General features: G+C 62.1%; 18 protein-coding genes. All 18 read right to left on the reverse strand.

Going from position 1 to position 19,372, the window contains the following annotated elements; all coding sequences use genetic code 11:
* Window positions 1-44 precede the first annotated feature (44 nt).
* Entirely contained in the window at window positions 45-392 is a 348-nt protein-coding gene (locus ABE456_RS06005) for an Hpt domain-containing protein (RefSeq protein WP_346643132.1), read from the reverse strand.
* A gap of 48 nt (window positions 393-440) precedes the next feature.
* Entirely contained in the window at window positions 441-2,132 is a 1,692-nt protein-coding gene (locus ABE456_RS06010) for a fused response regulator/phosphatase (protein ID WP_346643133.1), read from the reverse strand.
* 8 nt (window positions 2,133-2,140) lie between these two features.
* Window positions 2,141-2,446, reverse strand: coding sequence for an STAS domain-containing protein (locus ABE456_RS06015; RefSeq protein WP_013973600.1), 306 nt, complete (start codon window positions 2,444-2,446; stop codon window positions 2,141-2,143).
* A gap of 189 nt (window positions 2,447-2,635) precedes the next feature.
* The gene (gene fliJ, locus ABE456_RS06020) at window positions 2,636-3,088 is read right to left on the reverse strand and encodes a flagellar export protein FliJ (RefSeq protein ID WP_346643134.1); all 453 of its coding nucleotides are present in this window, start codon (window positions 3,086-3,088) and stop codon (window positions 2,636-2,638) included.
* Between the two features lie 6 nt (window positions 3,089-3,094).
* Window positions 3,095-4,450: a flagellar protein export ATPase FliI gene (fliI, locus tag ABE456_RS06025; RefSeq protein WP_051100825.1), complete on the reverse strand. Its 1,356-nt coding sequence runs from the start codon at window positions 4,448-4,450 to the stop codon at window positions 3,095-3,097.
* On the reverse strand, window positions 4,440-5,222 hold the full coding sequence (gene fliH / locus ABE456_RS06030) for a flagellar assembly protein FliH (RefSeq protein WP_346643135.1): 783 nt from the start codon (window positions 5,220-5,222) through the stop codon (window positions 4,440-4,442). Before fliH ends, fliI begins: the two co-directional genes overlap by 11 nt.
* Window positions 5,223-5,383: 161 nt before the next feature.
* Window positions 5,384-6,403 carry a flagellar motor switch protein FliG gene (gene fliG, locus ABE456_RS06035; RefSeq protein ID WP_024087463.1) on the reverse strand — a complete coding sequence of 340 codons (1,020 nt, stop codon included), beginning with the start codon at window positions 6,401-6,403 and terminating at the stop codon, window positions 5,384-5,386.
* Window positions 6,396-8,174, reverse strand: coding sequence for a flagellar basal-body MS-ring/collar protein FliF (gene fliF, locus ABE456_RS06040; RefSeq protein ID WP_346643136.1), 1,779 nt, complete (start codon window positions 8,172-8,174; stop codon window positions 6,396-6,398). The genes fliG and fliF overlap by 8 nt, the downstream gene beginning before the upstream one ends.
* Before the next feature lie 15 nt (window positions 8,175-8,189).
* A complete protein-coding gene (gene fliE / locus ABE456_RS06045) occupies window positions 8,190-8,522 on the reverse strand; it encodes a flagellar hook-basal body complex protein FliE (protein ID WP_013973606.1) in 333 nt (110 codons plus the stop codon).
* A gap of 257 nt (window positions 8,523-8,779) precedes the next feature.
* Window positions 8,780-10,135, reverse strand: a complete 1,356-nt coding sequence (locus ABE456_RS06050) for a sigma-54 dependent transcriptional regulator (RefSeq protein WP_346643137.1) — start codon at window positions 10,133-10,135, stop codon at window positions 8,780-8,782.
* Window positions 10,135-11,352 carry an ATP-binding protein gene (locus ABE456_RS06055; RefSeq protein WP_346643138.1) on the reverse strand — a complete coding sequence of 406 codons (1,218 nt, stop codon included), beginning with the start codon at window positions 11,350-11,352 and terminating at the stop codon, window positions 10,135-10,137. Before ABE456_RS06055 ends, ABE456_RS06050 begins: the two co-directional genes overlap by 1 nt.
* A 242-nt stretch (window positions 11,353-11,594) precedes the next feature.
* Entirely contained in the window at window positions 11,595-13,070 is a 1,476-nt protein-coding gene (gene fleQ, locus ABE456_RS06060; protein ID WP_346643139.1) for a transcriptional regulator FleQ, read from the reverse strand.
* A 171-nt stretch (window positions 13,071-13,241) separates the two neighbouring features.
* A complete protein-coding gene (locus ABE456_RS06065; RefSeq protein ID WP_156858277.1) occupies window positions 13,242-13,535 on the reverse strand; it encodes a flagellar protein FliT in 294 nt (97 codons plus the stop codon).
* A 16-nt stretch (window positions 13,536-13,551) separates the two neighbouring features.
* Complete coding sequence (gene fliS, locus ABE456_RS06070; protein ID WP_346643140.1) at window positions 13,552-13,947, reverse strand: flagellar export chaperone FliS; 396 nt, start codon at window positions 13,945-13,947, stop codon at window positions 13,552-13,554.
* Between the two features lie 82 nt (window positions 13,948-14,029).
* Window positions 14,030-15,385, reverse strand: a complete 1,356-nt coding sequence (gene fliD / locus ABE456_RS06075) for a flagellar filament capping protein FliD (protein ID WP_346643141.1) — start codon at window positions 15,383-15,385, stop codon at window positions 14,030-14,032.
* Window positions 15,386-15,463: 78 nt separating this feature from the next.
* Window positions 15,464-15,814, reverse strand: coding sequence for a flagellar protein FlaG (locus ABE456_RS06080; RefSeq protein ID WP_346643142.1), 351 nt, complete (start codon window positions 15,812-15,814; stop codon window positions 15,464-15,466).
* A gap of 75 nt (window positions 15,815-15,889) precedes the next feature.
* A complete protein-coding gene (locus ABE456_RS06085) occupies window positions 15,890-17,899 on the reverse strand; it encodes a flagellin (RefSeq protein WP_346643143.1) in 2,010 nt (669 codons plus the stop codon).
* Window positions 17,900-18,312: 413 nt separating this feature from the next.
* Window positions 18,313-19,242 (reverse strand): ketoacyl-ACP synthase III, encoded by a 930-nt coding sequence (locus ABE456_RS06090; RefSeq protein ID WP_024087474.1) that lies wholly within the window; start codon window positions 19,240-19,242, stop codon window positions 18,313-18,315.
* Between the last annotated feature and the right edge of the window lie 130 nt (window positions 19,243-19,372).

A 19,372-nucleotide genomic window follows, 5' to 3' on the forward strand; every position in this document is an offset into this window, starting at 1 on the left:
GAACATCCGGCCAGAGACAGGCAAGACTCGCGCCAAGTCGCGCTTCAGCCCGCCGAAATACGTTGTTGCTCACCCCGGTAGAAGCGCTGTACCTCGATGAACTCCTGGTCGATGCGGTTGATCAGGTCTTCGATGCCATACAGCGGAGGCCGCCGTGCACGCTCTTCCAGCTGCTGGCACAGGTTGGCCAACGCCACCGCGCCCATGTTGCTGCTGCTGCCCTTGAAACTGTGGGCGGCCGAGCCCAGCTCTTCGGCACTTTTGGCCGCGTGCAACTGGCCCAGGCGGCGTTCGGAGTCGTCGAGAAAAGTCTGCACCAACTGCAGGTAGCCATCTTCCATGACTTCACGCAGGTCACTGAGTACCTTGTGGTCAATATGCATGTCAGTCACTTGTTCACTCCTTGATCAAGCCAGATTATGCCCGAGCCAGCCTGTGGCTCACCAGACGAACTCCACATGTGCGCAACGGCCGCCTTCACTCCAACAGGCGCTGCTGGCCAACCGGCGCACAAGGTTCACACCCCGCCCGCTCAGGCCCTGCTCCAGCGCAGGCCGTGCCAGCACCTGCTGCACATCAAACCCCGCGCCACTGTCGCGAACCTCGACCATCAGACGCCCACCAGCGGCATAGGGTTCAACCTTGAAGTCGATACGCACAAAGCCGTCGACCAGCGAACCCAAGCGCCGCGCGCGCTCCTGATAATAGTCGGTAAAGCCCTGCACATCGCGCTTGAGCTGCGAATCGAGGCCCAGCACACCATGCTCCAGCGCGTTGGAATACAGCTCGCTGAGGACACTGTGCAGGTTGCCGGTACGTGCGCGCAGGCCGTGAATTTCCTGTAACAGTTGCACCAGGTACGGTACTGGATTGAAGCGTTTCAGGCTCTCGCCGCGCACCTCGAAACCCAGCGACCAGTCCAGCGGGCTGGAGCGGCCGCTATCAGAGTAGATCATCGGCGCCGGTACGCACTCCTCGGCGCTGAACATGCGAATGTCGCACAAGCTGATGTCATCGCGCGGGCGCCCGCCAAAGCGCTCCAGGGCCTGCATCACTTCGTCGAACAGTTGCACCGGGTCACGGTTGTCGGCCAGCACCGCACGCAGGCGCTGCACGCCGAACAGCCGCTCCTGGTCGTCGGCAGTGTCGAGCACGCCGTCCGACAGCAGCAACAAGCGCTCGCCCGGCGCCAGCGGCAACATCTCGGTGCTGTCATCGAAACGCTCGGCGGCCAGGATGCCCAGCGGCAGGTGCCGCGAGCTCAGCACCGACAGCACCTGGCCGTCTGCCGACAGGCGATAACCATCAGGCATGCCGCCGTTCCACACCTCCACAGCACCGCGCTGCATGCTGAGGTTAAGCAGCAGCGCACAGCAGAACATGTCCACCGGCAAGATGCGTTTGAGCTTGGCATTCATCTCGCGCAGGATCTGCGCCATGCCGTAGCCCTTGGCCGTCATGCCGTAGAACACCTCGGCCAACGGCATGGCGCCCACCGCAGCCGGCAAGCCGTGGCCAGTGAAATCGCCAAGCAGCACACGCATGTCGCCAGACGGGGTGAACGCGGCCAGCATCAGGTCGCCATTGAACAGCGCATAGGGCGACTGCAGGTAGCGAATGTTGGGCGCGGCAAGGCAACCGGAGTGGGCCACCTTGTCGAACACGGCCTTGGCCACCCGCTGTTCGTTGAGCAGGTGGTGATGGTGCCGGGTAATCTGGTCGCGTTGCGCCAGCACCGTGGCCTGCAGCCGGCGCAGGCGGTCCATGGCGCGGATCTTGGCGCCGAGAATCACTGCACTGTAGGGCTTGGCCATGAAGTCATCGCCCCCGGCCTCCAGGCAGCGCACCAGGGCTTCCTCCTCGTTCAGCGAGGTCAGGAAAATGATCGGCACCAGCGCCTCGCCGGCCAGGGCCTTGATTTGCCGCGCGGCCTCGAAGCCGTCCATCACAGGCATCAGCGCGTCCAGCAGCACCAGTTGCGGGCGCCGTTCGACGAACAGCGCCACCGCCTGCTCGCCGTTTTCTGCGGTGAACACCTGATGGCCCTGGCGGCGCACGATCTGCGCCAGTAGCAGGCGGTCGGTGGCACCGTCTTCGGCGACCAGCACGGTCAACGCCTGTTCGGCCGGCATGTCGGCACTCAACTGATATCGAACAGTTTTTCGAAATTGGAGATGGCGAGAATCTTGCGCACGTCGGAGCTGGCATGCACCACCCGCACATCCGACTCATCGCCGCCCGCATGGTCACGCAGCAACAGCAGCATGCCGAGCGCGGAGCTGTCGAGGTAGGTGGTGTCCTTCAGGTCGACGACCACCGAATCGGGCCGACTGGGCTGGCGTTCATAGGCGTCACGAAACTCCTGATGCTTGCCGAAATCGAAACGCCCCTTGATCTTGATCGTCAGCTTTTTCCCGTCCTGCGAAAAATCAGTCTCGACTGCCATGCTAGCGATTCCTTCGATGATGGCGGATGCAACTCCTTGAAGGTTTAGCAGGCGATGGTGAGGGCTGCAAGCACATGCGCCTGTGCCGGCCTCTTCGCGGGTAAACCCGCTCCCACAGGATCTCCACAGACTTCAAATCCTGTGCCGTACCTGTGGGAGCGGGTTTACCCGCGAAGAGGCCGGTACAGGTTAAAGGTGATTCTGCCGCGGCAAGCGCTGTGACAGCTCATCCAGCAAGCGCTGTTCGCGCTTGTCTTCGGCACGCCGGGCTTCGTCCATGTAGCGCTGCACCAGCTTGCGCAAACCCTCCACCCGGGCATAGGCCTGCTGCCAGGTACCACGGGCGTTGTTGAGGTTGTTCTGGTGCCAGACCAGGCTCTGCCGCTGTTGGGTCATGGCCGTTTCCAGCTGCCCCAGGAAGCGCTGGTAGTTGACCAGCCAGCTGCCATTCACCCCCTGCCCGCCGCGGTTGATCCACTGCAGCTGGTAATCTTCACGAAACCGCTCAAGCTCCGCCAGCTTGGCCTGAGCCTGGGCCACCTGCTGCTGGAAATGCCCAAGGCGCTGGGCCGCCTTGCGCTCGGCCTCCTCGGCCATGTCCACCACCGGCGCCAGGCGCGCGGCGCGTCCGGGCAGCGCCATGGCCTATCAGCCCGCCGGGGGCGTGAAGATCGCCCCCAACTGTTCGCGGCTTTGCGCCATGCCTACGTTCTCGCGCAGGCCTTGGCGCAAAAACTCCACCAGCTTCGATTGCAGGGCAATGGCCAGGTCGGTCTCCGGGTCGCCACCCGCCACGTAGGCACCCACGCTGATCAGATCGCGGCTTTGCGACAGGCGCGACCACAACTGCTTGAACTTCTGCGCCTGGCGTAAATGGTCGGCATCGACCACCTGGGGCATCACCCGGCTGATCGAGGCCTCGATGTCGATGGCCGGGTAATGGCCCTCTTCGGCCAGCCGCCGCGACAACACGAAGTGGCCGTCGAGCACACCACGCGCCGAGTCGGCGATCGGGTCCTGCTGGTCGTCGCCTTCGGACAGCACGGTATAGAACGCGGTAATTGAGCCACCGCCCGGCTCGCCGTTGCCCGCCCGCTCCACCAGCTTGGGCAGCTTGGCAAACACCGAAGGCGGGTAACCGCGGGTGGCCGGCGGCTCGCCGATGGCCAGGGCGATTTCCCGCTGGGCCTGGGCGAAACGGGTAAGCGAGTCCATCAGCAACAGCACGTTCTTGCCCTTGTCGCGGAAGTACTCGGCAATACGCGTGCAGTACATGGCCGCACGCAGGCGCATCAGCGGCGCATCGTCAGCCGGCGATGCCACCACCACCGAGCGTTTGAGGCCCTCTTCACCAAGGATATGCTCGATGAATTCCTTTACCTCGCGGCCCCGCTCACCAATCAGGCCGACCACGATGATCTCGGCTTCGGTGAAGCGGGTCATCATGCCCAGCAGCACCGATTTACCCACGCCGGTACCGGCAAACAGGCCAAGGCGCTGGCCGCGACCGACGGTGAGCAAGCCATTGATGCTGCGGATACCTACGTCCAGCGGCTTGCTGATGGGGTCGCGGTTGAGCGGGTTGATCACCGGGCCGTCCATTGGCACCCAGTCCTCGGCCTTCATCCCGCCCTTACCATCCAGCGCACGGCCGGCGCCGTCGAGTACCCGGCCGAGCATGCTCATGCCCATGGGCAGGCGGCCGCCGTCATCCAGCGGCACCACCCGCGCACCCGGGGCAATACCGACAATGCTGCCAACCGGCATGAGGAACACCTTGGGCCCGGCAAAGCCCATCACTTCGGCTTCGACCTGCACCGGGTGGTAACTGTCGTCGTTGATTACCAGGCAGCGGCTGCCCACTGCAGCGCGCAGGCCTTCGGCCTCCAGGGTAAGGCCGACCATGCGTAGCAGGCGGCCTTCGACGATGGGCTGGGCCGGCAGCTCGATGGCCTCGGCATAACTGCCCAGGCGCTTGCCGAAGCTGGTGCGCTTAAGGTGCATCAGGGGCGTCCACCGGGCTATTCAAGTCCACCTCAATGTCGGCCGCCGCCGGGTGCAGGGCGTGGTCATGCAACTGGTCGAACAGCTGCGCCACGGTTTTTTCGATGCGCGTTTCCATGGACGCATCGATGCGGCTGTGGGCGGTTTCGATACGGCAGCCGCCGGGCAGCAAGGTGCTGTCTTCCAGCAGCCGCCAGCTTTCTTCATGGCGTTCGCGCAGGGCCTTGGCCAGCTCGAAATCCTGCGGGTTGAGGTGGATGCGGATATTGTCCGCGCCCATGGGCAGCAATTTCAGCGCTTCGCGCAGCACCTGGGTGATCTGGCTGGAATCATTGCGCAGCTCGCGGCCGATTACCTGGCGGGTCATGTGCGCCACCAGGTGCACCAGGGTTTTCTCGATCTGCGTGTCTTGCTCGGCAATCGGCTCCATCAGGTTGGCCATCAGCCGCTCAAGGCTGTTCAGCTTGGCATTCAGGGCAGCTTCGGCTTCCTGGCGCACCTTGAGCTGGGTGCTGTGAAAGCCCTCGCGCTCACCGGTGGCGAAGCCTTCGTTGTAGGCCTCCTGGCGGATGGCTTCAAGTTCTTCCAGGGTTAGCGGCTGGACCTCTTCCAGCGGCACTTCCTCGACTTCTTCCTCGATTACCTCAGGTTCCGGCTCGGGCTCCGGTTCGGGCTCGGGTTCCGGGTCGAAGCTGGGCAACGCCCACACGTCCACGCCCTCGAGGTCGCGGGCACGGATCAGGTCGCTGGGGTGATGTTCTTTGGTGGGCATGCGGTCATGTTCTCAAACCATGTTCAGCCGACACGGTCCCTGTGGGAGCGGGTTTACCCGCGAATGCGTCGGTAGCGACAACCTCGACCGCCAGGCCTGACGCCTTCGCGGGTGAACCCGCTCCCACAAGGGGTGGCGTCGGCCGGTAGATCGCGAATTTCTTAGATCATTTCCTCGGCACCCTTGCCGCCGAGCACGATCTCGCCGGCTTCGGCCATGCGGCGGGCGATGGTGAGGATTTCCTTCTGCGCCGTTTCCACGTCGCTGACCCGCACCGGCCCCTTGGCCTCCAGGTCGTCGCGCAGCAGCTCGGAGGCACGCTTGGACATGTTCTTGAAGATCTTGTCCTTGACCCGTTCGTCGGCACCCTTGAGCGACACCACCAGCACGTCGGACGCCACTTCGCGCAGCAACGCCTGGATGCCGCGGTCGTCGACGTCGGCCAGGTTGTTGAAGACGAACATCAGGTCTTCGATCTGCTCCGACAGGTCGCTGTCGATTTCGCGGATCGCATCCATCAGTGCACCTTCCACCGAGCTGTCGAGGAAGTTCATGATGTCGGCGGCGCGCTTGATGCCGCCGAGGGTGGTGCGCGCCGCGTTGGAGTTGCCCGAGAACTGCTTCTCGAGGATCTGGTTCAGCTCCTTCAGCGCCGCCGGTTGCACGGTGTTCAGCGACGACACGCGCAAGACGATGTCCAGCCGTACCTTGTGGTCGAAGTTGCTCAGCACTTCGCCGGCCTGGTCCGGGTCGAGGTAGGCAACCACGATGGCCTGGATCTGCGGGTGCTCGTAGCGGATCACATCGGCTACCGCGCGCGGCTCCATCCACTTCAGGCTGTCCAGGCCGCTGGTGTTGCCACCCAGCAGGATGCGGTCGACCAGGCCGTTGGCCTTGTCTTCGCCCAGGGCCTGGTTGAGCATCTTGCGGATATAGGCGTCAGACCCGACGCCCAGGCTGGTCTGGTCACCGACAATGTCGATGAACTCGCCCATTACCTGCTCGACCTGGTCACGGTGCACATTGCCCATCTGCGCCATGGCCACACCTACCCGCTGCACCTCCTTGGGCCCCATGTGCCGCAGCACCTGGGCCGCATCGGTCTCGCCCAGCGAGAGCAGGAGGATCGCCGCTTTGTCGACGCGGCTCAGCTTGGCGGTAACGGCTCGGTTGTCACTCATCGGCGTTGATCCACTCTTTCACAACCTGGGCCACGCGGCCCGGGTCTTCGGCCACCAGGCCTTTGATTGCGTTGAGCTGTGCCTCGTAACCCTCGCTCGGGCTAGGCAGCAGAATGCTTGTCGGGCCACCCAAGCTGACGCGGTCGTTGGCCAGTTCGCCATCCAGACCCATCATGCCGCCCAGCTCCATGTCGCTGTCCGAGGCAGCCTGCTTGCCGCCCCCTGTAATGTTGTTCAGCACCGGCCGCAGCACGCCGAACACCAGCACCAGGATGAACACCACGCCCAGCACCTGCTTGACGATGTCCCAGAACCACGGCTGCTGGTAGAAGGCGATCTCGCCGATTTCTTCGCCACGGTCGGCGGCGAACGGCACGTTGATCACCGTTACGCTGTCGCCACGGCTGGCGTCGAAGCCGACCGCGTCCTGCACCAGCCGGGTAAAGCGCGCCAGGTCCTCGGCAGCCCATGGCGCACGCGTGCTGTCGCCGGTGGCCGGGTCGAGCTTGACCTGGTCGTCCACCACTACCGCCACCGACAGGCGGGTCATGCGCCCCTGCTGCTGGCGGGTGTGGCTGATGGAGCGGTCCAGCTCGAAGTTCTTGGTGCTTTGCTGGCGCTTGTCCGATGGGTACGGCGCGAGCATTGGCTGGCCGGTGGCCGGGTCCATGATCTGCTGGCCGTTGGCATCCACCAGCGGCTGGCCTGGCTGAATGGCCGCGGCCGGGGTGGCGGCAGCACCGGTGGTTTGCGGTGCCGAGGCGGCGCCTGGCGGCTGGTTGCTCAGCGCGCCGGGCACGCCTTGCGGGCCCTGGCTGCTGGCACGCTGTTCGTCCACCGACTGCTCGCTGCGCAGGGCCGGCTGGTCGGGGTTGAACTGTTCGGAGGTGGACTCGACCGCGCTGAAGTCGAGGTCGGCAGACACTTCGGCCTTGTAGCGGTCATTGCCCAGCACCGGCTGCAAGATGTTGTGCACACGCTGGGTGAGCATGCTTTCCACCCGGCGGCTGTAGTCGAACTGCTTGCCCGCCTGGGTCAGCGAAGAATCCTGTATCTGCTCGGACAGCAGGTTGCCCTTCTGGTCGACCACGGTAACCTGCGACTTGTCCAGTTCCGGCACGCTGGTGGCAACCAGGTTGACGATGGCCATCACCTGCCCGGCTTCCAGGGCGCGGCCCGGGTACAGCTCGACCAGTACCGAGGCGCTGGGCTTGCGTTCGTCACGCACGAACACCGAGCTTTTCGGAATGGCCAGGTGCACGCGTGCAGCCTTGACGTTGTTCAGGCTGGAAACGGTACGCGCCAGCTCGCCTTCCAGGCTGCGGCGGTAGCGGGTGGCTTCCATGAACTGGCTGGTGCCCAGGCCCTGCTCCTTGTCGAGCAGTTCGAAGCCGACATTGCCATCGCTCGGCGCCACGCCAGCGGCTGCCAGCTTCAGGCGCGCACGGGAGAGGTCGTCGGCCTTGACCAGCAGAGCGCCAGAGTTGGGCTCGACGTTGTAGGGGATGTCGGCAGCGGCCAGGGTGTCCATGACCTGCTTGGTGTCCATGCCCGCCAGGCTGCCGTACAACGGGCGGTAATCCGGTTGTTGCGACCACAGCACCACGGCAAAGCCGATGGCCACGCTGGCGGCCAGGCCGACCATGAGGCCGATCTGGCGCAGCATGGGCATCTGCGCGATGTTTTCCAGAAACGCCATGCCGAACAACGGCGGCTTGGCCGCTGGCGAACCAGCCTTGGCGGGGGCGTTGTCGACGACTGCATCAGCCATGGTTTACGTCCGTCCTCAAACCGGCATCTGCATGATGTCCTGGTACGCCTGGACCAGCTTGTTGCGCACCTGGGTCAGGGCCTGCATGGACACGCTGGCCTTCTGCGAAGCGATCATCACGTCGGTCAGGTCGACGCCGCTCTTGCCGATTTCGAAGGCGTTGGCCAGTTGGGTCGAAGCCTGCTGCGTCTCATGCACCTTGCCAATGGCCTGGCCGAGCATGTCGGCAAAGGTACTCTGCCCCGGTGCCAGCTCGGGGGCTGCAGCCACCTTGGGCAGCGACATGGCATCGGCCTGCATGGCCCGCATGTCCAACATCAGACGATTGAATTCAACACCTTGGCTCATGACCCTTCTCTCTCCTGCGGCCGCATTTTTTTGACACTCATGCGGCGAATAGCCTACGTAAAGCAACAAAGGTGCCAGCCTTTGCAATCACTTCCACGTGATTACGCGGTCCCTGTAGGAGCGGCCTTGTGTCGCGATAGGGCCGCAGAGCGGCGCCGGCAATACCGGCGGCGAAGCTGAAACCTGGGGCCGCTTTGCGGCCCTATCGCGACACAAGGCCGCTCCTACAGGGGATCGCGCCTGCAGCGGGTGCGGTGTCAGCCGAACAGGCTGGCCTCGACGTCAAACCCGGCATCGCGCATTTGCGCCAGCTTGTAGCGCAGGGTACGCGGGCTGATGCCCAGGCGTTCGGCTGCCTCTTTGCGGCGACCGCGCTCGGCGCGCAGGGTGTCGATGATCATCTGGTACTCGTGGCGGCGCATGTCATCACCCAGCCCGCTGGCTTCGTTAGCCTGCTCAGGTAATGGCGCAGTGCCAGCTGACAATGGAATGGCGCCTGCCAGACAAAAATCCGCCGCCTCGATCACCCCACCCTGCTGCAGGATCAACGCCCGCTGCAAGGCGTTGTCCAGCTCGCGCACGTTGCCTGGCCAGGCATGCGCCTGCAGGCAGGCCCGCGCCTGCGGCGACAGGCGCACCGGGGCGTGCTTCATCTTGGCCACATGCCGCGCCAGCAGGCGTTCGGCCAGTTGCAGGATGTCCCCCGGGCGTTCGCGCAGCGGCCGCCAGGCCAGGGGGAACACCGACAGGCGATAGTACAGGTCTTCACGGAAGCGCCCGGCCGCCACTTCGCCGGCCAGGTCACGGTTGGTGGTAGCCAGCACGCGAATATCGAGGCTGATCGGCTTGCGCCCACCTACCCGCTCCACTTCACGCTCCTGCAGCACGCGCAGCAACTTGGCCTGCAAGGCCATGGGCATTTCCGAGATTTCGTCGAGCAGCAGGGTACCGCCCTCGGCCTGCTCGAACTTGCCGGCCTGGGCGGCGATGGCGCCGGTGAAGGCGCCCTTCTCGTGGCCGAACAGGGTGGCCTCGAGCATGTTGTCGGGGATGGCCGCGCAGTTGATCGCCACGAAGGGCTGCGCCGCCCGAGGCGACTGCTGGTGTATGTAGCGCGCCAGCACTTCCTTGCCGGTGCCAGACTCGCCAGAAATCAACACGGTCGAATCGCTGCGCGCAACACGGGCGGCCAGCTCCAGCAACTGCCGGCTGGCCGGCTCGCAGGCCACCGGGCCTTCCTCGCCAACCACCCGCCCGGCGGCATGCCGCTCGACCAGGCTGAGCAGCGCCTTGGGCTCAAATGGTTTCACCAGATAATCCGCAGCGCCCTGGCGCATTGCCTCGACGGCGCGCTCCACGGCGGCGTGCGCGGTCATCAGCAACACCGGCAGCTGCGGTTGTTGGCGGCGCAGCTGGGCCAGCAGCTGGTGCCCGTCCATGCCAGGCATGTTCACATCGCTGACCACCAGGCTGAAGGCTTCATCCAGCACCGCCTCCAGCGCCTCTTCGGCACTGCCCACCGCCCAGTAGGCGAAGCCGCCGATTTCCAGGGTATCGCCCAGCGCCTGGCGCAATACGCGGTCATCCTCGACCAGCAGCACCTTGATTGCCATTACACGCCCTCCGCCAACTGCCCGTCGATCAATGGCAACGCCACCCGCACGCAGGTGCCCCGGCCAACCTTGGAGCGCAGGCTGAGCGTGCCCTGGTGCGCCCGCACCACGGCCTTGACCACGGCCAGGCCCAGCCCGGTGCCGGTGGCCTTGGTGGTGAGGAACGGCTCACCCAGCCGGCCAAGCAAAGCGGCGTCGATGCCGCTGCCGGCATCGCTCACGCACAGATGCAAGGTGTGCTCGCGGCGGAACAGGTGCACCTTGAGCCGCGCCGCGCCGTCGCTGGCTTGCAGGGCGTTTTCGACCAGGTTGAGCAAGGCACCGACCAGGGTGTCGCGGTTGCACAGCAGCTCGCCCAGATGGCTGTCGCACTGCCAACGCACGGCGTGGCCCTGCACATGCGGCTGGGCAGCCTGCTGCAGGGCCTGGAACAAGGCTTTTGGGGTTAACCGGTCACCCAGCGGCAGCTCGCCCCGGGCGAACACCAGCATGTCGCGCACCTGGTGCTCCAGCTCGTGCAGGCGCTCCTTCAGGGTACCGGCAAAGCGCTGGCGGGTTTCCGTGCTCAGGTGTTGCTCGCTGTCGGCCAGGTGGCTGGCATAGAGCATGGCCGCCGACAGAGGCGTGCGAATCTGGTGTGCCAGCGAGGCAACCATGCGCCCCAGCGACGACAGGCGCTCGTGGCGCGCCAGCTGGTCTTGCAGGCGCCGGGTTTCGGTCAGGTCGTTGAGCAACACCAGCTGGCCGGGTTCGGCATCCAGCGAGCGGGTAGCGATGGACAGGCGGCGGCCGTCGCGCAGCGAGACTTCGTGGCCGTCGTCTTTGCGAGGGGCGAAGCTGCGGGCGATTACCTGGCGCCACAGCTGGCCGATCAGCGGCTCGCCGAGCAGCTCGCAGGCAGCCGGGTTGGCTTCGCGCACCAGGCCCTGGCCATCGATCACGATAACCCCGCCAGGCAGCAGGTCCAGCAGGTTTTGCAGGCGGTTGGCCAGGCGCTCTTTTTCGCTCAGCTCATCGATACGCTGGGCACTGACCACCGCCAGCTCACCCTTGAGTTCACTGACCCGGGCTTCAAGCAGGCTGTAGGACTGGCTCAGCTGGCTGGACACCTGATTGAACAGGGCAAAGGCGTGCTCGATACCCTGGCGGCTGTCCTGCTCGACCGGGGTGTGCCCCTGCTGATCGGGGGCTCGGGATAGGTGGGCGGCCTGGGGCATCATGCTCTCTCGCGTGGCTGACCGTCATAAAAACGGTATGTTGCCTGCGGTGTAGCAATAGCCGTGCCGGAGATGGGGGATTGGGTTTACCCTGAACAACCCTGGGGCTGCTGCGCAGCCCTTTCGCGACACAAGGCCGCTCCCACAGGTACGGCGCAGGCTTCAAGCATTGCACAGTCCTGTGGGAGCGGCCTTGTGTCGCGAAAGGGGCGCAAAGCGCCCCCAAAATTCCAAGCCAGGCGTCAATCCTCAGCCTGGTCCTCGCCGCCCTGGCGGCTCATGCCGTATTTGCGCATCTTCTCGACCAGGGTGGTACGGCGAATACGCAAACGTTCAGCCGCGCGCGCAACGATACCGTTGGCATCGTCCAGCGCCTGCTGGATCAGGCCTTGCTCCAGGCTGCCGAGGTAGTCTTTCAGGTCCAGGCCTTCAGGCGGCAGCATGGCGTGGTTGCTGAAGTTTGGCGTGTGGCCATTGATGGCCACGCGCTCTTCCAGGTCGCTGCGCAGGCTGTCGACCATCTGCTCGTCTTCGTCGTCGACGTAGCGGAACTTCTTCGGCAGCTCGGACACACCAATCACCCCGTACGGGTGCATGATGGCCATGCGCTCGACCAGGTTGGCCAGCTCACGCACGTTACCCGGCCAGCCGTGGCGGCACAGCGACATGATCGAGGCGGAGTTGAAGCGGATGGAGCCGCGCTTCTCGTGCTCCATGCGCGAGATCAGCTCGTTCATCAGCAGCGGGATGTCTTCTACCCGCTCACGCAGCGGCGCCATTTCGATGGGGAACACGTTCAGGCGGTAGTACAGGTCTTCGCGGAACGTACCCTCCTCGATCATGGTTTCGAGGTTTTTGTGGGTCGCGGCGATGATGCGTACGTCAATGCTCTGGGTCTTGTTGCTGCCCACGCGCTCGAAGGTACGCTCCTGCAGCACGCGCAGCAGCTTGACCTGCATCGGCAGCGGCATGTCGCCGATTTCGTCGAGGAACAGGGTACCGCCGTTGGCCAGCTCGAAACGCCCGGCTCGGCTGGTGATTGCCCCGGTAAAGGCACCCTTCTCGTGGCCGAACAGTTCGCTTTCCAGCAACTCGGCCGGGATCGCCCCGCAGTTCACGGGCACAAACGGTGCTTCGCGGCGCTTGGAATGGTAGTGCAGGTTGCGCGCCACCACTTCCTTGCCGGTGCCCGACTCACCCAGGATCAGCACGCTGGCGTCGGTATCGGCCACTTGCTGCATCATCTGCCGCACGTGCTGGATGGCACGGCTGGTGCCGACCAGGCTGCGGAACAGGTTGGGCTCGCGCTGGCGACCGCGCTCGCGCGCCTGGTCGTACATTTCGCGGTAAACCTGGGCACGGTGCAGCGAATCCAGCAGCTGGCTGTAACTTGGCGGCATTTCCAGGTTGGAAAGCACCCGGCGGCGAAGGTCTTCCGGGAACTCCGCAGAAGAAATTTCACCTAAAAGCAGAACCGGAAGGAACTCATCCCACCCAGCCACTGTCTTAACGAGCCCAAGGAGATTGCCCGGAGCGCTGACGGCGCCAATGAGCACACACAGCACTTCGCGACTTGAAGACAACGGCTCGACGGCCTGCTGCCAGTCCTGGCTGGAGCACGCGATGTTTTCTTCGCCGAGAAAGTTCAGCACCACCGCAAGGTCGCGGCGGCGCGCGCTGTCGTCGTCGATCAGCAGAATCTTGGTTTCACGCCACATGCAATAGCAACTTCCCTAGTCATATCGGCGCCCAGCAGGGGCATGCTCGACATCATTCCGACTGAATGGTCAGTGTTCGGACGTCTGAAAATTCGAGAACAGCCACTAGTAAAGTCAAAAACTTAAAGGCAGTCAAATTAATGGCGCCGAAACGTTGCATTTTGCTCAGCCTCAGCTGAACAGATGGTATACCTTTGTGGCTTGTTTCGCTTGATTGATATTCGACATTTGCGTGACCAACGATTGACGCTCGTCACTTGCAACGTCGATTAGCTGACGATAAACCGCCATCAACGCTTCCAGCTTGGCCCGCACGGCGGCCTCATCTTCCTGCTCATCCTGCAGCACTTCATCCATCAGCGCCCGGCACGCCAGGTCCAGCTCACCGATGGCGGCCCAGTCGCGCGCTTGCAGGGCCTCGCTGAGGGCCTGGCGGGTATCTTCGATTTGCTGCAACGCGCTCATGGGCACTCCTTGGCGGTTATTGCTCGGCTGAGGCGATGGCATCCCAACCGCTTTTCACGGTGATCATCAGCTGGGCGACTTCGTCGATCATCGCCGGGTCGCTGTGCAGGTTGGCCTGGGTCAGGCGACGGGCCATGTAGTCGTACAGGCTGTCGAGGCGGTCCAGTTCGTCTGGATTGTCGGTTTTTTCCTTGTCCAGGCCTTCACGCAGGCCACCGATGATGTCGATGGCCTTGCCCAGCATGATGCATTTCTGAGCAACGTCGCCACGAGCGATTGCCCCCTTGGCCTGAGCCATGCGGTCGAGCGAGCCTTCCATCAGCATCTGCACCAGGCGGTGTGGAGTGGCTTCGGAAATCTGGGCGTGGGAATTGACCTTCTGGTACTGGCGAAGGGCTCTCATCGGGTGCATGGGGGATCCTCAGTGAACGGGGCTGCTGGACAGGGGCCGCATACCAACTGCATCGGCCCTGCCACGGTTTTCTTTAGTACGGTCAGTCGTCGCTGTTGGCTTTGTTCAGTGCGTTCAGCGTGCTCATCACACTGTCGCTAGTGGACTTGAGTTGGGCGACCATGGTGTCCATGGCGTTGTATTTCTTGGTTAGGGTATCTGTCAGCGACTCAATGCGACGGTCGAGCGTTTTTTGCGATTCTTCCAACTCTTTGAGCTGTGTCGTCAAGCTAGCCTGCCGTGAAGCAAGTATGCCACCGGCCTTCGTATAGTCTTCAGTGGCCGCGGTCATACGCGTCAAAAGACCATCTTTACCCGTGAAAAGGCCGTTGATGTCAGCACCATAGGTTTTGACCGCCGCGTCCCATTTGGTGTCACTAAATTCGAGCAAGCCCGTTTTCTGAACAGTATTGATACCAAGCTGCGACAAAGTACGAAGCGAGCCGGTACCAACGCTTCGCGTGAGCTCACTCCGGATCGAGTTGACCAAGGACCGCATGGTAGCGTCACCTGTAAGCGAAGCCCCGGAAGCACTACTATCGTCAGCACCAGCAGTGACCTTGGTCTGCCCGTTGATAGCCGTCATCAAAGCGTTGTAAGCCGTCACAAAAGACTGAACAGAGCTCTTCAACGTAGCATTGTTACTCGCCACAGACAGGGAGGATTTACCCTCCTTGATCAATTCGATATCTACACCGCTCACCGCCCCGGTGACAGTGTTGGAAGCCGATTGCAGCTCCATGCCATCTAGCTTGTACTTAGCATTCTGCGGCGTAGCGAGGGTAGTTACATCGGCAGCCATATCAGCACTGCCGCCCAGCGTCAGTTCGGTACCCTCACCCATCTGCGTAGATGAGAAAATGAGACGCGAGCCGCTTGAATCGGTGACGATGTTAGCGGTGATGCCCTTGGACTGCAGTTGCCCGTTGATAGCATCCCGCGCCTGCTGCAGGGTACTGCCAGTAGCGATCGCAACACTGTGAGTGGCGCTTCCTTGGGTAATGGTCAGCGTCTGGCTTTCCCCCGAAGCATTGACCACAGACGAGGTAGAGTTATATACCTGCGTCGAAATTTTCGATGCCGTCGCCAATTGGGTAACTTCAAGTGAATAATTACCCGACGATGCGCCATCGCCCAGCTTGATTTTTGCAACCGCCTCATCAGATGAAGTTGCAGCCAACCCGCTGAAACTTGCCTGGGTATTCAGTTTGGCAATCGCGGCTCGGTAGGTATCCAGCGCGCTCTTAACCGTACCGATTGCTGAAAGGGTCGTCGTCGCCGTAGCGGTCTGGGTATTGATCTGGGACTGCTTCGGTGCCTTCTCAGCATCCGCAAGGGCCTTTACGATACCGCTGATATCCAGGCCAGAGCCAAGCCCATTGATGGTTGAGCTCGCCATTTCACATCTCCTTAATCATATCCGCCGGTTTTTCGACGAAAAGGCGTCCCTGCGCTGACAATCAAATGTCATGCCAATTCAAACCTGGGTATTGAACAGCAGGCTGTTGGCATCTTTCAGGTTTTCCGCCAGCTTCAGTGCCACTTCGGAGGGCAACTGACGGATGACTTCGCCGCTCTGGCGAGCGATGACCTTGACCACCACTTGACCAGTAGAGTCATCGATCGAAAAGTCGAGTTGTCGCTCTGAAGCCTTGACGAAGTCCTGGATGGCACTGACGGCGCTTTCCAGGTCTTGCCGGGCTGCAGGCTTGGATTCTTTGTCGACAGGCTCGTTGGCTGCCTGCTCGCTTGCTTGCCGCTTGCTCGTCGATGCGTCGAGCGCAGCGGAGGCGGGATAGGACAGGCCCAGTTTCACGCTCATATCCATGTCTTACACCTCTTTTTCTTGGAAAGACGAAAGGGTACGTCACCGTACCCTTCGTCAAACTACTCAGCTTTTGAATTAGCCCAGCAGTTTCAGTACCGACGACGGCAGCTGGTTGGCCTGGGACAGGATCGCGGTGGAAGCCTGTTGCAGGGTCTGCTGCTTGGTCAGCTCGGCGGTTTCGGCAGCGAAGTCGGCGTCCTGAACACGGCTGCGGGCAGCAGTGGAGTTTTCCGAGATGCTATTCAGATTGGCGACGGTGCTATCGAAGCGGTTCTGAACGGCACCCAGCTGGGCGCGCTGGCTGTCGACCTGAGCGATGGCCGCATCAAGGGCTTGAATAGAAATCTGGGAAGATTTGGCATCGGTGATATTCAGATTGGAAACGGTGGTTTCCATCGAAATCGCCGTAGCACCGGTTTTACCAGTCAGGCCCAGGATATCCAAGCCAGTGCCCGCACTGCCGTCAGCGATGGAAATGTCCTTGTCCGAGAACAGCGACAACTTGCCATCTTCGCTCAGGCTAGCAGTTACGCCAGTACTTGCGCTATTGATCGCCGAAACGATTTCCTGGGCAGTAGAGCCTTTGACGAACTTGACTTCAACATTGTTCAGAGTGATCGAGGTATCTTGGCTGGTGCGTGCCTCTGCAGACCCGGCGGTCAGACCCAGCTGGCCGAGAGCACCGCTGCTGGCGTTGGCGAGTTTGACATCGCTGCCATCTTCTGAGGTGATGCTGATACGCCCATCTTCGATTTTTGCATCTGCAATGCCATCAGCATTTTTGATGCTTGCCAGTACGCTGTCGATATCATCGCCAGCTTTCCAAGATACTGCAGTGCCGTTTACAGTGATATCGCCAGCTTTTTCCAGGGCAGTGGCGCCAGTCTTAGTCGCCGCTGGCACTGGAGCAGTAACGCCCGCAACACTACCTGTCAGACCAACGCTAGCAATATCAGCACCGCCAGTTGTGATACCGGTAGCGGAAGTCAGTTTCAACTTACCAGCGGTATCGTCCCATTCAGCTTTGACATCACCAATCAAGGCACCGTTGATTTTAGAAGCAACGTCAGCACCTTTATCGCCCGCCGCAAGGTTAACAGTTGTACCGTTTACCGTAATTGCGGAAGCAGCACCCAGGCCGGCGCCACCAGACTTCAGCGCTGCGGTAGCAACGCCTTCAACGGCGACACCTGTGGCAGTACGAGAAGTGGTAGTAGTTGTGTGACCAATGTTACCGATATCAGCGCCGCCAGTGGCGATCTGCCCAGTAGAGGTAAGTTTCAGTTTACCTGCAGTTTCATCCCATTCTGCTTTAACGTCACCAATTGCAGCGGCGTTAATTTTGGTCGCTACAGCAGCGCCTTTATCGCCAGCAGCCAGATTGACGTTTGTACCATTGATCGAAATGGTGCCAGCAGCACCCAAACCAGCACCGGCAGCCTGCAGTGCGGCAGTTGCTGCACCATCAACCGAAACACCTGCAGGCGTTGCCGGTGTGACGAGCTTGGTGCCCAGGGAAGTTTTGGTCAGACCTTTCATCGCGTCGCCGTCAACGGTGGCTTCGCTGTAAGAACCTTTCAAACCAGTAGCGCCAATATCGGTCATGCCAAACGAAATAGTTTCGTTAGCGCTAGCGCCGATCTGGAAGCCAACGTTCTGGAACGAACCGTCCAGAATGTTACGGCCACCGAAAGTAGTAGTCTTTGCAATACGAGTCAGCTCACCCGACAGAGCAGTGAATTCCTGCTGCAGGGAAGTACGGTCGTCGCCGCTGTTCGAGCCGTTAGCCGACTGCAGGGCCAGTTCGCGCATACGCTGCAGAATGCTGGTCGATTCCTGCATCGCGCCTTCAGCGGTCTGGGCGATGGAGATGCCGTCGTTGGCGTTTTTCACGGCAACGCTCAGGCCTTTGATCTGGCTGGTCAGACGGTTGGCGATCTGCAGGCCAGCGGCGTCGTCTTTGGCGCTGTTGATTTTCAGGCCAGAGGACAGGCGGGACATCGAGGTGCCCAGCGCGTCGGAAGCACGGTTCAGGTTCTTCTGAACGCCCAAGGAGGTGATGTTAGTGTTAACGGTCAAAGCCATGACGAATTCCTCGTTGTATGGATACTGCGGCTTCCGGCCCTGGCGACAGCCGGGTGTGGCCTAGAGAACCTTCGTAATGGTTATCGTCGGGTGCGCGGGTTGCTTGAGGGGTTTTTCGAAAAAAAAATACTGGCAGGGGGCCAGCCCAGAGAAATCAAGGGGTTAAGGGCGGATTATTGGCGTCAAGTTCCAAGCAAGATAGCCCGGGTGCCGGTTCTCAGCACCACCACCCTCTCCTGTGGGAGCGGGTTTACCCGCGAAGAAGGCGACGCGGTGGATGGCACCGGCTTCGCCGGTGTTCGCGGGTGAACCCGCTCCCACATAGGGAACGCACCCGGAGCCGCGATTTTTTTAAGGCATGAAAAAAGCGCCGGGCGGTGGCCGCCGGGCGCTTTTTTTTGGACTGAGAGGGATCAGTCGCGATAGAGGATGGCCGAGCCCCATGACAGGCCCACGCCGAAGCCGCTGATCGCCACGCGCTTCCAGCTGCCGTCGAGCATGTGCTTCTGCAGCAGCAGCGGCACGCTGGAGGACACGGTATTGCCGGTTTCCAGCATGTCCTTGACGAACTTCTCCGGGTGCTGCTCTTCGAAGCGGCGCGCCACGGCATCGACAATCGCCGCACTGCCCTGGTGGATGCAGAAGGCGTCGATATCCGCCGACTTCAGGCCGCTGGCGTCGAGCAGCTCGTGCAGGTGCGCCGGCACCTTGACCAGGGCGAAGTTGAACACCTGGCGGCCGTTCATGAAGAACTTGCCATCGGTGACTTTCAGGTGCTCGGCACCGGAACCGTCAGTGCCGAAACGTGCCTGGCCCAGGTTCCATACCGCATTTTCACCCATCCAGGTGGCCGTGGCGGCGTCGCCGAACAGCATGGTGGTATTGCGGTCTTCCGGGTCGACGATCTTCGAATACGGGTCGGCAGTGATCAGCAGGCCGTTTTTCAGCCCTGCCGCTTCCATGAAGCCCTTGATCGCGTACAGGCCGTACACATAGCCAGAGCAGCCCAGCGACACGTCGAACGCTGCCACGCGGGTAGACAGGCCGAGTTTGCTCTGGACGATGGCGGCGGTGTGCGGCAGGCCTTCTTCGTCACCGTTCTGGGTGACCACGATCAGCGCATCGATCGATTGCGGGTCGAGGTCGGGGTTGCTGGCGAACAGCGCCTGGGCGGCTTCTACGCACAGGTCGGAGGTTTCCTGTTCGGCGGCTTTACGCGGCAGGAACGACGCGCCGATCTTGCCGAACATGAACTCTTCGTCCTTGCCGAACTTCGCACCCTGGACGTAGTTGTCCAGGCCAGCGGTGGGCACGTAACTCGCGATGCTTTTGATGCCAATCATTCTGGCTTCCCAATGAAAACAGCCAAAGACCACCACTCGATGAATTGAGGGCGCCAAATACCGGAGCGTCACCGCTGGGGGCTGAAGGCAGTGCTCGCCTGCGCACCGGTAACAAAATGCTGCAACAGCT

The organism is Pseudomonas sp. TWI929 (assembly GCF_039673335.1).
Taxonomy (GTDB): domain Bacteria; phylum Pseudomonadota; class Gammaproteobacteria; order Pseudomonadales; family Pseudomonadaceae; genus Aquipseudomonas.

Coding starts and splice junctions, on each gene's coding strand:
- ABE456_RS06080 (WP_346643142.1), bottom strand. CDS start 15,814: ATGGATATGAGCGTGAAACTGGGCCTGTCCTATCCCGCCTCCGCTGCG.
- ABE456_RS06015 (WP_013973600.1), bottom strand. CDS start 2,446: ATGGCAGTCGAGACTGATTTTTCGCAGGACGGGAAAAAGCTGACGATC.
- ABE456_RS06090 (WP_024087474.1), bottom strand. CDS start 19,242: ATGATTGGCATCAAAAGCATCGCGAGTTACGTGCCCACCGCTGGCCTG.
- fliI (WP_051100825.1), bottom strand. CDS start 4,450: ATGCACCTTAAGCGCACCAGCTTCGGCAAGCGCCTGGGCAGTTATGCC.
- ABE456_RS06050 (WP_346643137.1), bottom strand. CDS start 10,135: ATGGCAATCAAGGTGCTGCTGGTCGAGGATGACCGCGTATTGCGCCAG.
- fliS (WP_346643140.1), bottom strand. CDS start 13,947: ATGCACCCGATGAGAGCCCTTCGCCAGTACCAGAAGGTCAATTCCCAC.
- ABE456_RS06085 (WP_346643143.1), bottom strand. CDS start 17,899: ATGGCTTTGACCGTTAACACTAACATCACCTCCTTGGGCGTTCAGAAG.
- fliF (WP_346643136.1), bottom strand. CDS start 8,174: ATGGCTGATGCAGTCGTCGACAACGCCCCCGCCAAGGCTGGTTCGCCA.
- fliD (WP_346643141.1), bottom strand. CDS start 15,385: ATGGCGAGCTCAACCATCAATGGGCTTGGCTCTGGCCTGGATATCAGC.
- fleQ (WP_346643139.1), bottom strand. CDS start 13,070: ATGTGGCGTGAAACCAAGATTCTGCTGATCGACGACGACAGCGCGCGC.
- ABE456_RS06010 (WP_346643133.1), bottom strand. CDS start 2,132: ATGCCGGCCGAACAGGCGTTGACCGTGCTGGTCGCCGAAGACGGTGCC.
- fliE (WP_013973606.1), bottom strand. CDS start 8,522: ATGAGCCAAGGTGTTGAATTCAATCGTCTGATGTTGGACATGCGGGCC.
- ABE456_RS06055 (WP_346643138.1), bottom strand. CDS start 11,352: ATGCCCCAGGCCGCCCACCTATCCCGAGCCCCCGATCAGCAGGGGCAC.
- fliH (WP_346643135.1), bottom strand. CDS start 5,222: ATGCCCACCAAAGAACATCACCCCAGCGACCTGATCCGTGCCCGCGAC.
- fliJ (WP_346643134.1), bottom strand. CDS start 3,088: ATGGCGCTGCCCGGACGCGCCGCGCGCCTGGCGCCGGTGGTGGACATG.
- fliG (WP_024087463.1), bottom strand. CDS start 6,403: ATGAGTGACAACCGAGCCGTTACCGCCAAGCTGAGCCGCGTCGACAAA.
- ABE456_RS06065 (WP_156858277.1), bottom strand. CDS start 13,535: ATGAGCGCGTTGCAGCAAATCGAAGATACCCGCCAGGCCCTCAGCGAG.